Raw genomic sequence first — 13731 nt, 5'->3', positions numbered from 1 at the left:
AATTAAATTATGTCAAAATTAATAGCAATCAATAAATTTGCTAAATCTGATTATGAAATAAAAGATTCTTGAGAATGTGGCATTTCTCTTTTAGGTTGAGAGGTTAAAAGTTTAAGAGCTAAAAATGTTAAAATGGAAACAGCTTTTTGTTCTATTAGCAACAAACTTGAAATGTGATTAAACAATCTAAATATCGCTCAATATATGTTAGTGAAGTGTGATCCTTATCGTTCAAGAAAATTACTATTACATAAAAAAGAAATTTTAGCAATTAAAAACAAGGCAGAACGTTTAAATATGATTATTTTACCTTTAAAAATTTATTGAGAAGGCAATCATATTAAAGTAGAAATAGCTTTGGCTAAAAGATTGAAAAAATTTGACAAACGCCAAAAAATTATCCAAGAAGAGCAAAACAAAAACATTGCTAAAAGTTTGAAGTATTAGTGGGGGTGTAATGGCTTCGACAGACATCCTAATCATTGATTTGCAGTGGTTTGATAAACCTTAATATCACTAGGCTTTTTAAGCGCAAACGAAAACAAAAAAGTTGAAACAGCTTACATGAACAATGTAAACTCATTCAACACACAATACCTATTTGCTTAATTTATAAAATAGGCAGACCTACAAATTAGCTCGGTTTGTAATTCGTCTGATTGGAGAGCTTGGCAAAATAAAGTTAGCATATATTTTGCGACATTTATGCTAAAGTTAGCAGAGAAGTTTTTTAGTTTACTATCTTCACTAACTGCTTATAAAACTGAATAAACTTGTAGACGATCAATGCCTAAGATGTGTGGACCGGGGTTCAATTCCCCGCATCTCCACCATTTTTTTATTTTTGTTTTAAAAAACTGCTTATTTTTAATATTATTATTAATATAAATATTTTAACTAGGAGGCAATTATGGCTGTTCGTTATGTTGTAAACCATGATGAGGGTTGAGCTGTTAAAAACCCAAAAGGTAAAAAAGCTTTAAGAATTTTTAAAACCCAAAAAGAAGCAATGGAATATGCATGATCTTTAAGTGATACAACATCAGTTTTAGTACAATCTAAAAAAGGTGCATTTAGAAAAGCTTAATACATGATTTTATTAGATGGTAAAGCATTATCAACACAAATTAAAGAAACAATTTTAAATGATTTTAAAAATTTACCAGTTGATATTGTTAAACCAACATTAGGTATTCTTCAAGTCGGTAATCTAGAAGAATCTAACATTTATATTAAACATAAAATTAACAATGCATCGGTTTTGGGTATCAAAACGATGTTTTTAAAATTAAAAGAAAATGCAGATCAAGAAGAAATAATTGCCGCAATTAAAAAACTATCTAATGAAACAAACGGTTTTATTATTCAACTTCCGATGATGACAAATAAAATAAAAAATGTCAACGAATTATTAAATTTAATTCCAACTGATAAAGATATTGATGCTTTAAACGATTTTAATGCAAATAGTGATTTTAAAAATCCGCCTTATTTTATGTCTGCTACCCCATTAGGTATTTTAATTTTATTAAAAGCTTATGGTATTAATTTTAATCATAAAACAATTGGTGTCATAGGACAAAGCAAAATAGTGGGTAAACCTTTAACCAATTATTTTAAATCCTTAAACTGCAACGTTAATGCTTACGATAAATTTACTTCTAAAGATAATATGAATCAAAACGATATTATTATTGTAGCAACAGGTCAAAGAGACTGTATTACAGTAGATCAAGTTAAAAATGATGTTGTCGTGGTTGATGTCGGCATTCATCGTATTGACAATAAAATTTACGGGGATTTAAATTTTGATGAATTTATTAAAAAAGCATCTTATATTACCCCGGTACCAGGTGGGGTTGGTCCGATGACAGTAATTGCCTTAAATTTAAATTTAATTAAAACTTGGGCTAATAAAAATAATTTATGAACTTATTTACCCAATATTAAACGTATAGTCGACGTATTAGAAAGAAAATAAGCCAAATTTGAAATATAATATTAATATATAAGTTAAATAAGGAAGAATAATGGAAAACTTACAAAGACAATATAAAAGAGCCAGAGGGGCAATGATAACAAATATTTTGGCAATAATATTTGGCGTATTAACCTTAATTGTGTTGTCTCTTTTACAATTATTTGTTTACAAATCTGTTGCCAATCAACCAAAAAATACAGAATCAACAGAAGCCAATGAACAAAATACTAAAATTTTAGTTGCTTCGATAACTGTTTTTATCTTAAATTTAGCATTTTTTGGAGGAGCTTTTGCAGTATTTATTACCAACTTAGTGTTTACTGCTTTAGCTGCTAGTTCAAAATTAGATGAAAAAGCAAGAACTTTTAAAGTTTTACTATGAGTAGGTTTTGGATTAACATTTGTTATGTATATAATTGGTCCAGTTATTGCTTTAATCGGAGCCGTACAACTAAAACTACACATTAAAGAATTGATGAAAAAAACTCCAAGTGAACCTCAAGAAGAAGTTATAACAACAGAAAAATAATGTTGACAAAAAGGCGTTAAACAAAGACGCTTTTTATTTTTTCTTAGTTTCTTCATAAAACAAGAACAAATTCTAAATTATTTTTTTAAAGGTAATTTAAACCTAAAAATTGACCAATTTTTTATTTTTTAAAAGTTAAAAATAAGCTTTATTAATTGATAAAATAATCTTAAATAAAATCAACAAGGGAGTAATTATGATTATTGGTATTAGCGGTATGATAGCTGCCGGTAAAAGTTCGCTATCTGAAAAATTACATAAGCACTATAAAACTTCTTTAATGCTACATGAGTTTGAAGAAGATGACGAAGTATTTAATACTTTTTTAAAATGACTATATGAAAAGAAACCTAATTTAACAATTGGTTTCCAATCTTATATTGTCGAAAACCACTCTACAAAATTTACTGAAATAGTTAAAAAATATACTGAAAACAACTACAAATATGAAAATGACCATATTTTTCTAGATCGTTTCTCAATAGAACATTATATTTTTGCTAAGTTAATTTTGGCTGAAAAAGGACAAAGGTATTTAGATGCTTATGACGCCTTATTTGAAAGATTAATAAGCGAAGAAGAATTACCCGATTTGGCGATCTTTTTAGATATTAACTTTGATACTTTTAAAAAACGTATTTTAAAAAGAGGACGTGAAAGTGAAGTTAATAACTGGGAACAAAACTATGAATATTTTAAAAATCTACATACTAATTATTTAAAGATTTTTAAAGAAATAGCACAACGTTTTAATTTAAATTATGTTATCTTAGATACCAATAATTTAACTCAAAAAGAAGTATTAGAAGAAGCTATTAAAATTATTGATGAGGCAGCTAAACATGAAAATAGATAGTTGTATCGATCGAATTTTATTTACTCAGGATCAATTAGAAAATCGAATAAAAGAACTAAGTCAATGAGTTAATGAAACTTATAAAAATTCTGATAATTTAATTTTAGTTGGTCTTTTAAAAGGTTCATTTCCCTTCCTAGCTCAACTAATTAAAAACGTTGAAGTTGATTTTGTAATTGATTTTATGATAGCTAGTTCTTACGGCGGAGGTGAATCTTCTTCCGGTAATGTTAAAATAGTTTTAGATTTAGCTAACAACATTGAAGATAAAGATGTTTTAATTGTTGAAGATATTGTTGATACAGCTAAAACTATGAATACTGTTTATAACATGTTGGCAAGAAGAAATCCTAAATCATTAAAAGTTTTAACACTTTTAGATAAGCCTGATAATCGTAAAATTGATTTTAAACCAGATATGTTTGGTTTTAAAATCAATAAAGAAGATTTTGTTGTTGGTTTTGGCTTTGATATTGATGAAAAAAAGAGAAATTTACCATACATTGGAACATTTAAAAAGCGGGTATAAAAATATACCGGCTTTTATTATTTTCATAAATATAAATTATAATTATATTTATGATTGAAATTAAGAAGTTAAGTTATAAATATCCAGGAGCAAAAAAACTAGCATTAGATGATATTAATTTATTTATCGAAGAAGGTAAATACGTTGCGATTTTAGGACACAATGGTTCAGGAAAATCTACTTTCTCTAAGCTTCTTTCAGCAATTTATAAACCTACTTCTGGAAAAATAATTATTGATGGTTTAGAAGTAAATAGTGAAAATTTAAATGAAATAAGAAGTAAGATTGGTATTGTTTTTCAAAACCCTGACAACCAATTTATCGGTTCAACCGTTGAAGACGACATTGCTTTTGGATTAGAAAATAAAATGATGACATACGAAGAAATGTATGACATTATCAGACATTTTGCCAAAGAAGTAAGTATGCTAGATTTTTTAGATCATGAACCACAAAATCTTTCTGGTGGTCAAAAACAAAGAGTGGCAATTGCTTCTACGCTAGCCCTTGATCCTAAAATAATTATTTTTGATGAAATAACTTCAATGTTAGATCCTAAGGGTAGAAGTGATATTTATAAAATAATTCACGATCTACATAAAAAAACTTCAAAAACTTTGATTTCAATTACTCACGATATGGATGAAGCTTTATTAGCAGACGAATTAATTGTTTTTTCTGGTGGTAAAGTTATAGCCCAAGGTAAACCGATTGATATCTTAAAAGACAAAGAAATCATTGAAATAGCTAAAATTGATTCTCCATTTATTTACAAATTAAGCGAAATGATTGATGGTATAGAACCCACTTATAACGAGGAGGAGTTAATAAAACAATTATGCAAATAAAAGTTAACGACATAAGTAAAGAATATAATAAAAAATTTCCTACTTATATTAAGGTTTTAGATCATATTTCGGTTGATATTAAAGAAGGGGAATCTATTTCTATTATCGGACCTACAGGTTCAGGTAAAACAACTTTTATAGAACATTTAAATGCTTTAATAACTCCGAGTGAAGGAAGTATTTTTTTTGAAGGAGTCCCTTTAAAAATAAAAGAAAAAAAGCCTAAAAAACCTAATGCTAAGAAGTTTGAAAATGAAAATGAATATCAATTGGCCTTACAAGATTATGAAAATAATTTAAAAAAATGAAAGGCAAAAAATAAAAGTGATCGTTTTGAAATTATTCAAACTGACATCAACATTACCAATACAATTAAAAAAATTAAAAATGCTAAATCATTAAGAAAACAAGTAGGCGTGGTTTTTCAATTTGCTGAATATCAATTATTTGAATCTACAATTGAAAAGGATATTATTTTTGGACCAGTTTCGATGGGAGTTAAAAAAGATAAAGCAAAAGAATTGGCTGAAAAATATATTCAAATGGTTGGACTGCCACTGGATTATTTAAAGAGAAGCCCCTTTGATCTTTCGGGAGGTCAAAAAAGAAGAGTTGCATTGGCCGGCATATTAGCAATGGAACCAAAATTTTTAGTTTTAGATGAGCCAACGGCAGGTTTAGATCCGCAAGGTGTTGAAGAAATGCTGCATCTATTTTATAAACTTTATCAAGATGGTAAAACCATTATTATTGTTACTCACGATTTAGACAACGCTTTAAAATGAACAAACCGTACTTTATTTATTAAAGATGGTACCATTATTCAAGACGGTAATACATACGATATTTTGAATAACGAAGAATTATTAAAAAACAACAATCTAATTCCTACAAAGTTGCTTTCTTTTGTTAATCGCTTAAAAGAAAAAGGAATTGATGTCGGCAAAGTAACCAGTTTAGAAGAACTAGGAAAGAAATTAAACCAAATTTATCATAATAAAAAATAAGGAGGTGAATAATGAAACAAGCCATTATTGGTAAGTATTTAAACATTGATACATTTATCCATCGACTTGACCCTAGATTAAAGTTTTTGGCTAATGTTATTTTTATTGTTTTACTATTTGTAACTAATTATTTCATCACCTTAGGAATATTAGTTCTTTCTATTATGGTGATGTACGTAATAGCTACTAAATCGATAAAATCTGTATTTTTAAAATTAAAAATTCCATTTTATATTGCTTTATTTATTTTTATTGTCAATATGTTTACAGTAAAAGGGGCTGTGCCTAACATCGAAGGAGATAATTTTATTCCAATATCTTCGACCCTTAATATTGATGCTTACGTTATTCATCGCGATCAAACTTTTATTAATACCATATACTGAGCCCCTTTTGGTCCAGATAAAGTTTTCCAAATTACTCAATTTACGATTGTGCGTACTTTTTCAATTTTATTAAGAATTTACGGCGTTATTTTAACTACCACAATCTTGATGGTGTCAACTAAACCAATTTTATTAACGAGAGCTATAAATGATTTATTATTGCCACTTAAATTAATTAAAATCCCAACCGAAATTATTACAATGATTATTTCTATTGCTTTAAGATTTATTCCGACTTTATTAGAAGAATCAAGCAGAATTATGAAAGCCCAGTCAAGTCGTGGAGTCGATTTTAAAAACGGAAATTTAAAAGATAAATCAAAAGCTTTTATTGTTTTAATTATTCCTTTATTTGTTTCTTCTTTTAATAAAGCTAATGATTTATCTGATGCTATGACTTCAAGAGGCTATCAACCTTATGCCAAAAGAAGTTTTTATCGTCAATTAAATCCTAGTTGAAGAGATTTAATTGCTGTATTATTTATCGGTTTATTAGTTGCGATGGTAACTGTTTGTCAAATTGATGCTGTACCACTTCCTTATTGATTTGTTTTAACATACCAAAGGGTTTAAGATGTCTGAAAAAGAAATTAAAATTAAAGAAGAAATTTTGCAAATACAAAAACAAATTAGCGAGTGAGATCATCATTATTATGATTTAGATAATCCGTTGGTTAGCGATGAAATTTACGATATAACTTTTAATAAATTAAAAAATTTAGAACAAACTTATAGTTATTTATTTAGCTATGAAGAACTTAAAAATTCTCCTACTCAAAAAATTAATGCTAATTCTTTAGAAATTTTTTCTAAGGTAAAACATGATAAACCAATGCTTTCTTTAAATAAGGCTTATACCATTGAAGAAATTGAAAAGTTTATTGACAACATTAAAAAAATAACTTTAAATTATAGTTTTTGAATTGAACCTAAAATCGATGGTTTATCTGTTTCAATTAAATATAAAAATGGTTTATTATATCAAGCCACAACAAGAGGCGATGGCTCAGTTGGGGAAGATGTAACACAAAATGTTTTACAAATAGCTTCTATACCTAAACAAATTGATTATTTTAAAGATTTAGAAGTAAGAGGAGAAATATATCTTTCTATATCTAACTTCAAAAAATTAAACGAAAGTCTTTTGGCTTTAAATAAACCGGCTATGGCTAATCCAAGAAATGCTGCCGCCGGAACTTTAAGACAACTAGATGCCAACATTGTTAAAGAAAGAAATTTATCTGCATTTTTATATTACGTAGTTGATCCATTGCAACACAATATTGAAACGATGCAACAACAATTTGATTTTTTAAATAAGTTAGGTTTTCAAACAACTTTAGAATCCGAACATATAACTTCAATCGAAGCAATAAAAGAATATATTAATACTTTTAAAGACATTAAACAAAAACTAGATTATGAAACTGATGGTATTGTTATTAAGCTTAACGAAGTTAAATATTACGATGAATTAGGTTATACGGCTAAGTTTCCTCACTCAGCAATCGCCTTTAAATATGAACCAGATACAGCGATAACTACCTTAAAAGATATTTTCATCACTATTGGTAGAACTGGTTTAGTAACTTATAATGCTTCTTTAGAACCGGTAGAACTATCTGGTTCACTAGTTTCTTTTGCCACATTAAATAATTTTCAATATATTACTGATTTACAAATTAATAAAAACGATTTAGTTTATATTAAAAAAGCGGGAGAAATTATTCCGTGTGTTATTGGTTTAGCTTCAAAAATATCAGATTTAAAACCATTTGAAAAAATTAAACTGTGTCCTTATTGCAAATCAAATTTACAAGATAACGAAACCGGTTTAGAACAATATTGTTTAAACGAAAATTGCCCTGAAATTAAAAGACGTAAATTAGTTCATTTTGTTTCTAAAGACGCCATGGATATTAACACTTTAGGCGATAAAAATATCGAATTATTAATTAATAATAATTTATTAACGAGTGTTATTGATTTATATAAATTAAAAGATAAAAAAGAACAATTAAGCAATCTTGAAAGAATGGGTGAAAAATCAGTTAATAAAATAATTGATAATATCGAAAAATCTAAATTTAATTCTCTGGATCGTTTAATTTTTGCTTTATCTATAAAATTAATTGGAGCAAAAGTTGCTAAATTTGTGGCTTCAAAAGTTTTAAATTTAAAAAGTTTTTTAACTTATGATTTTATGGCATTGACTGAATATCATGAAATTGGAGAAAAAATCGCCACTTCTTTACAAAACTGAGTTAATCAAGAAGAAAATCAAAAGCTAATTAATGATTTAATAGAAATTGGCTTAGATTTAAAATATCAAACAGAAGAAATAAATAATAAACTAAATAATAATTCGCTTGTTATAACCGGAATATTAAGCAAACCGCGTAGTTATTTTGAAAAGTTAATAATAGCTAACGGTGGAATAACTTTAAATTCAATTTCTAAAAAAACTAATTATTTATTAGTTGGTCAAGACGCTGGGTCTAAATTAGATAAAGCTAAAAAATTAAACGTTAAAATAATCAATGAAAACGAATTTTATGAATTAATTAAAGATTAAAAGAAAAAGCAGAATTTGAATTTCTGCTTTTTTAATTATTATTTAATGTCGTAAGCTTTTTCAGTTAATTTAATAACTGTGTCAGTTGGAATAGCTCCGTTTCTTAGTAGAAGATCAAATAATTCAACTACATTGCCAAAAGGAATTTCAACTCCATTTTCTTTAAAAGTTGAACTTTCGAAGAATTCTTTTTTAGTCATTTGTTTAGCGTTAATTGCTAGATTTAAAGCATCAACAAATTTTTCACGTCCACTTAAATAAGCTAAGGCTTGAGCTGGGTAAACGTTATATCTTCTAGTTTCTACTACAATTTGATCAATTGACATTGCTGAGTTATCTAACATAAATTGTCTTGCTTGAGCTAATGAAGCTCCGCCAGGTAAATCTTCTTTACCTTGTACTGGGTAGTTAATTGAAGTATCGATTGCTAAACGTAAATTACGGAATTGAGATTCGTTAATAGCTCCTAAGTATTGCAACATGTTTGCAATTTTAACTGCTTTTTTAGCATGAGCTTTTTCGTTAGTTTCACTATTAATTGAAGTAGCTAGCTGTCAGTAAATTCCGTTGTGTAAATCTTTAATTTGATTTACCATTTCATCAGTAATCTTGCTTTCATCAGTGGTTGTAAAGAAGCTGGTAATGCCTTTAGCTAAATCAAATGATTTAGGAATAGCCATATAGTCATTTGAACTTAAATCAGGTGTACCATATAGTCCGAATGGAACTGCTAATAGTTCACTAAATAAAGCTCAACCTTCTTGATATGAAGTAAATGACATACCTAAGTTTAATTTAATTCCATCAACGTCTGCTGCATATTGTTTAGCATAATCAATTTGACCGTGGTGTCCCATAACAGTTTCGTGAGTTGTTAATGAAGATAGACTTCATTTAGGAATGGTGTAGTATGGGTCTGGGTTGTAACTAAATGTACCTGTTGAAGGACTGTAAGCTCCAGCGCCTTGTTCTGCTCTAACTTTAAATGGATAAGCTGTAAAATCAAAATTGTTTAGTTGTTTTCCAAAGTAAGGTAATAGATTTGGAGTAGCTACATCTTTAAATTGTAAATAAGCTTTAATTGAGCTTAAAGCACCATACCAATATTCTTGATAATTAATGCTATTGTAAGCTTCGTCTTTTTTACTTTCTTCAGCAAATCTACCATAACCATTTTTTTGTAAGTTTTGTTTGTATGAGGCTAGGTTTTCGTTTGAATTTAATAAATTCATAAAGTCTTGGGTGTAGACGCTTGATCCTTCACGTCCAAAGAAAAACATTTCTGAATTCAATCATTTAACAAAATTATTAAAATCAACGTTTCCTTTTTCATCTCTAATAGTAATTGTTAATTCTTCTGGTTGTCCTGCACCGCTTCCATCTTCGTCGTATTTAATGGTTGTTGTTCAGATTCTATTTTTACCAGCAATTTCATCTGCTAATAAATTAGCGATTGTAATGTATTTTTCTTTTGATTGTTTTACTAAATCATAACCCTTATCATATAGTTCTTGAGGAGTATAGTCAAAGGTTGTTGACATTTTTACTAATTGTTCATATAACTTTTGACCGCTATATTTGTCATTGCCTTTAATAAAACCGTAACCAATATCATTTTTTTCTAATTCTTGTTGAGTTAAACCAACACCGTATAATTTAACGATTTGGTTATCAGCAGTTACTTCTAAAATGTTTTCCACTTCTGGGTTTGATTCAATATTAGTTTTTGTTAAAGTTAAATCGCCTTCTCCACCAGCAGCATTTCACATTTTGGTTGCATAAAAGTTGTAAAAAGCATTAATACGTTGTTTTGGATTCGCTTCGCTCAATGATACACTTTCATCAACGCCTATTAATTCTTTAACGGTAATAGAATCTTTTTCTGATTTAACAAATTCTACTAATTTGCTACCATAAACATTATTTAAAATGCTTCTAATATTCATTTTAATAATTTGTAATGATGGCACAAAATTATTTTCAATAGCTGTTTCGTAATTTTTAATTCATTTTAAAGGAACATCCTTTAAGTTTGAAATTTGCCCTGCATAAATATCAATGTTTTTATCATTTAAGATTGTCATTGTGCTATTAAATGCTTCTAATGGGAATTGTGTTCCTGAATTTAAACCTCATGAGTTTAAAATTCTTGTTCCTGCTTCTCAATCTTGTTTTAATAATTTAGCGTTGTATAATAAACTTTCTTTTCACACAAAGCTATCATTATTTAAATTATCGTTATTAATAATTTCTAATTTAGCTATTAAATTGTCTACTGATTCTAAAATTTTTTGAGCGTCTTCATCTGAAACCGCTAATGCATAAATATTGTCTGGGTAACCTTTTTTAGCTAAATCTTTATCAAATTCATCTTTTACATTTTTGATATATTGAGCTACGTATTTAAGTTCGCTTTCAGATTTTTTACCTGGTTTACTTAATAAAACATCGTCTAAATTTAAAGCTTTTATTTCTTTTTCAATTTTTGATATTTCAGGTCTGTAATAGTTGTTTATTTCGTCTTCTAATGTTTTTTTAGCTTTTTGTTCTTGTTCTGTTAGATCTTTTTTGCTAGCCAATTTTCTATACATTGTCACTTTTTGACTGTAAGCTGTTCTTAAATCTTTTCTTGTGTTAAATAATTCGTTTCATTGATTTGCTTTTTCTCTTACTTCAACAGCTTCTGGATCTACTTTAAAACCTTCTAAAGTATGTTTTTCTACTTGATTTGTTTTAAGGTTTTTTACATATAAATCCAATGTTCCTTCGGCATCATCGGCTTGGGTTTTAACAACTTCATATTTTGTTAATGCCGATCCGACAACAGCAAAATCTGAAGCTTTCATTTCTGAAGCTAATTTTTCTTTTGCAGCTTCTTGGTCGTATCTAATTTCTACAGTCTTGTTATCTAAGGCAGTGAAACCTAAAACTAAACCTAATCCAAGTGCTCCTATCATTGCTCCGGCAGCACCGCCGACAAAAGCAGCACCTTTATTGATCTTTTTAGCCATTTTTTCTCCTTTAATCTTCTATTTTAATTGATTCAATATTTATAAATTATAACAATAATATACACCTTGGTTTATATTTTTTTGTGCTGTTTTTTAAGTTAAATTAACAAAAAAATAAGCTGTAGCTTATTAAATTTGATCTAAATATATCGCTTCTATTGTTTCGATTGTCATTTGTCCCTTTGAATTGATAATATCAGGACATCTAACTTCGTAAACTATACATGGAACTTTTTTGTCATTAAATTCTTCAAAAAGTTTTATTGAAACCGGATGCCCATATATAAAAGGCAACAGTGGATAAGAAATTTCAAAATATTTTTTAAATTCTTCCTCGTTTGCTAAACCTGATATTAAATTATCTTCAGAATAGCCGTTTGCTAACAATTTATTTCTTAATTTTTTAATAATTTCTAACTGGTGATAAGCGCTTAATTTTCTTCCGTAATCAGTTAATTTAAAAGAAAACAAGTTTTTTATGTTATCCAGTTGTGAAGAATCTAAAAGTCCATATGTTTTTTTAGATAAGTCACTAAAATCTTCTTGATCTTTTATTTCTGTTTTTTTGGGTTGAAAACCCAAAGTTGCTCGAGGTTTTTTGTCATTATTTTTTTCTATTTCTTGATTTTTATTATTGCATGAAGAAGAAATTATTGCTGTTGAAGCAATTAAAGCAAAAGGTAAAATTGTTTTAAATTTAATCATAAGTTTTATTATAAAACAAATTCTATAAAGTATCTACCGGAATAGTTTCTTTTGCTTCAATAGCGTAATTTTGATCTGGACATAAAACTGTATAAATTAAGGCTGGTAAATTTTTATCTTTACTACTTGCAATTAATTTAATGTAAACAGGGTGCCCTCAAAATTCAAGTTTTTCAGGTATTACTAAATTAAATAATTTTTTAAAATTTGAATCTTTTAAAATTTTCTGAGTTTGTTCTGTTTCTAGCTGATATTTTTCAATTAAATCTTCATTTAAATTATTAGAAACAATTTTATATTTACTTAATAAATTATTAACTTCTAAAATTAATTGATTTAAATTTTCTTTTCTACCTTCATTAGTTAATGTAAATTTAAAACTCTCTTTAATATTTTCTAGTTGTTGAACATCCAACAAAGTAACAGTTATATCACCATAACGATTAGGTTTTTTAGGATCCTCAGGTTTTTTATAATTATTATCATCTTGTTTCGTTTGATTATTAGGTTGATTGGGTTCAACAGGTTTATAACAAGAAATAGTTATTAGAGGTACAAAAATCGGCAAAGTTAAAGTTAATAATTTAAATGTTTTTTTCATAATATAAATTATATTACGTCGTTTTAAATATATTTTTAGTATTAAAGTTAAAAGCGTCATTTTACATTTTAATTTTTTCTTTCTTTATTAATTTGAAAAAATAAATTTCATAAATTAAATAAACGCAAACAATTGGTAGAAAATAAGGCAACTTAAAATTAATATTAATAATTGAAACGCTAATAAAGTTTATAAATAAGTTAAAAGAATAAAATAAATAATAAGTTATCCAATTACTTCAACAAAAAATAATAGAAAGCGCATAAATTAAGCAAATTATTGGCATAAATATTAATTGATAAATAAAACCTAAAATATTAATTTTATTTTCAAAATTATTTACTATTAAAGTTGAAATAAAATAAGCTAAAAACAAAGTAAAAATAAATTTTAAAAAACCATTTTTTCAAGTTTTTGTTATTTCAATAGATAAAAGAATTACAAACGTAATAGCAAAAGACAATATAAAACTAAAATTGTAAAAAATATAAGGATTTATTAAAACAAATATAAAAGCAGTTATTAATAATGAGTCGATATTTTTTAATTTCTTTTTAAAGGAATCATTAACACTGATTAATAAGATAAAAACAAAAGCTCTAGTTGCACTTATTAAAAAGTTAATTAATATTAAATAGCTTAAAAGTAAATTTAAAATTATGAAATTGGCTATAAATTTATTGATTTTTAATTTAGCAAATAT

Annotated in this window: 14 protein-coding genes and 1 other RNA gene; 11 read left to right on the top strand and 4 right to left on the bottom strand. The window is 27.0% G+C overall.

Annotation, left to right across the window (positions count from 1 at the left end; all coding sequences use genetic code 4):
• Positions 1–9: 9 nt before the first annotated feature.
• The 11 genes from smpB to ligA all read left to right on the top strand — a co-directional run bounded on the left by smpB (position 10) and on the right by ligA (position 8711).
• Positions 10–447, top strand: a complete 438-nt coding sequence (gene smpB, locus FJO69_RS07020) for an SsrA-binding protein SmpB (protein ID WP_140781255.1) — start codon at positions 10–12, stop codon at positions 445–447.
• Between the two features lies 1 nt (position 448).
• Positions 449–833, top strand: a transfer-messenger RNA (tmRNA) gene (gene ssrA / locus FJO69_RS01570).
• Positions 834–910: 77 nt separating this feature from the next.
• Positions 911–1087: a DUF2188 domain-containing protein gene (locus tag FJO69_RS07015; protein WP_140781254.1), complete on the top strand. Its 177-nt coding sequence runs from the start codon at positions 911–913 to the stop codon at positions 1085–1087.
• 3 nt (positions 1088–1090) lie between these two features.
• A complete protein-coding gene (locus tag FJO69_RS01560; protein ID WP_140781253.1) occupies positions 1091–1981 on the top strand; it encodes a bifunctional 5,10-methylenetetrahydrofolate dehydrogenase/5,10-methenyltetrahydrofolate cyclohydrolase in 891 nt (296 codons plus the stop codon).
• A gap of 49 nt (positions 1982–2030) precedes the next feature.
• The gene (locus tag FJO69_RS01555) at positions 2031–2510 is read left to right on the top strand and encodes a hypothetical protein (protein WP_140781252.1); all 480 of its coding nucleotides are present in this window, start codon (positions 2031–2033) and stop codon (positions 2508–2510) included.
• A gap of 196 nt (positions 2511–2706) precedes the next feature.
• The gene (locus FJO69_RS01550; protein WP_140781251.1) at positions 2707–3366 is read left to right on the top strand and encodes a deoxynucleoside kinase; all 660 of its coding nucleotides are present in this window, start codon (positions 2707–2709) and stop codon (positions 3364–3366) included.
• Positions 3353–3895 (top strand): hypoxanthine phosphoribosyltransferase, encoded by a 543-nt coding sequence (hpt, locus tag FJO69_RS01545; RefSeq protein ID WP_140781250.1) that lies wholly within the window; start codon positions 3353–3355, stop codon positions 3893–3895. The genes FJO69_RS01550 and hpt overlap by 14 nt, the downstream gene beginning before the upstream one ends.
• 50 nt (positions 3896–3945) lie before the next feature.
• Entirely contained in the window at positions 3946–4743 is a 798-nt protein-coding gene (locus tag FJO69_RS01540; protein ID WP_140781249.1) for an energy-coupling factor transporter ATPase, read from the top strand.
• On the top strand, positions 4734–5750 hold the full coding sequence (locus FJO69_RS07010; RefSeq protein ID WP_140781248.1) for an ATP-binding cassette domain-containing protein: 1017 nt from the start codon (positions 4734–4736) through the stop codon (positions 5748–5750). Before FJO69_RS01540 ends, FJO69_RS07010 begins: the two co-directional genes overlap by 10 nt.
• Before the next feature lie 11 nt (positions 5751–5761).
• Positions 5762–6709, top strand: coding sequence for an energy-coupling factor transporter transmembrane component T family protein (locus FJO69_RS01530; protein WP_140781247.1), 948 nt, complete (start codon positions 5762–5764; stop codon positions 6707–6709).
• A 1-nt stretch (position 6710) separates the two neighbouring features.
• A complete protein-coding gene (ligA, locus tag FJO69_RS01525; protein WP_140781246.1) occupies positions 6711–8711 on the top strand; it encodes an NAD-dependent DNA ligase LigA in 2001 nt (666 codons plus the stop codon).
• Positions 8712–8749: 38 nt separating this feature from the next.
• Here ligA and FJO69_RS07005 read toward each other — a convergent pair whose 3' ends face one another.
• The 4 genes from FJO69_RS07005 to FJO69_RS07000 all read right to left on the bottom strand — a co-directional run.
• Positions 8750–11722 carry a DUF885 family protein gene (locus FJO69_RS07005; RefSeq protein ID WP_140781245.1) on the bottom strand — a complete coding sequence of 991 codons (2973 nt, stop codon included), beginning with the start codon at positions 11720–11722 and terminating at the stop codon, positions 8750–8752.
• Between the two features lie 129 nt (positions 11723–11851).
• Positions 11852–12427, bottom strand: coding sequence for a Vmc-like lipoprotein signal peptide domain-containing protein (locus FJO69_RS01515; protein WP_140781244.1), 576 nt, complete (start codon positions 12425–12427; stop codon positions 11852–11854).
• 22 nt (positions 12428–12449) lie between these two features.
• Positions 12450–13028 (bottom strand): protein-tyrosine phosphatase family protein, encoded by a 579-nt coding sequence (locus FJO69_RS01510; protein ID WP_140781243.1) that lies wholly within the window; start codon positions 13026–13028, stop codon positions 12450–12452.
• Positions 13029–13089: 61 nt separating this feature from the next.
• Positions 13090–13731, bottom strand: a 642-nt coding sequence (locus FJO69_RS07000; RefSeq protein WP_211333782.1) for a ComEC/Rec2 family competence protein, incomplete at its 5' end; no start/stop codon positions are given.

Source organism: [Mycoplasma] falconis, from assembly GCF_006385795.1.
GTDB classification, from domain to species: domain Bacteria; phylum Bacillota_I; class Bacilli_A; order Mycoplasmatales; family Metamycoplasmataceae; genus Metamycoplasma; species Metamycoplasma falconis.
Note: the sequence above shows the minus strand (reverse complement) of the source record. Positions and strands in the feature narration are given on the sequence as shown.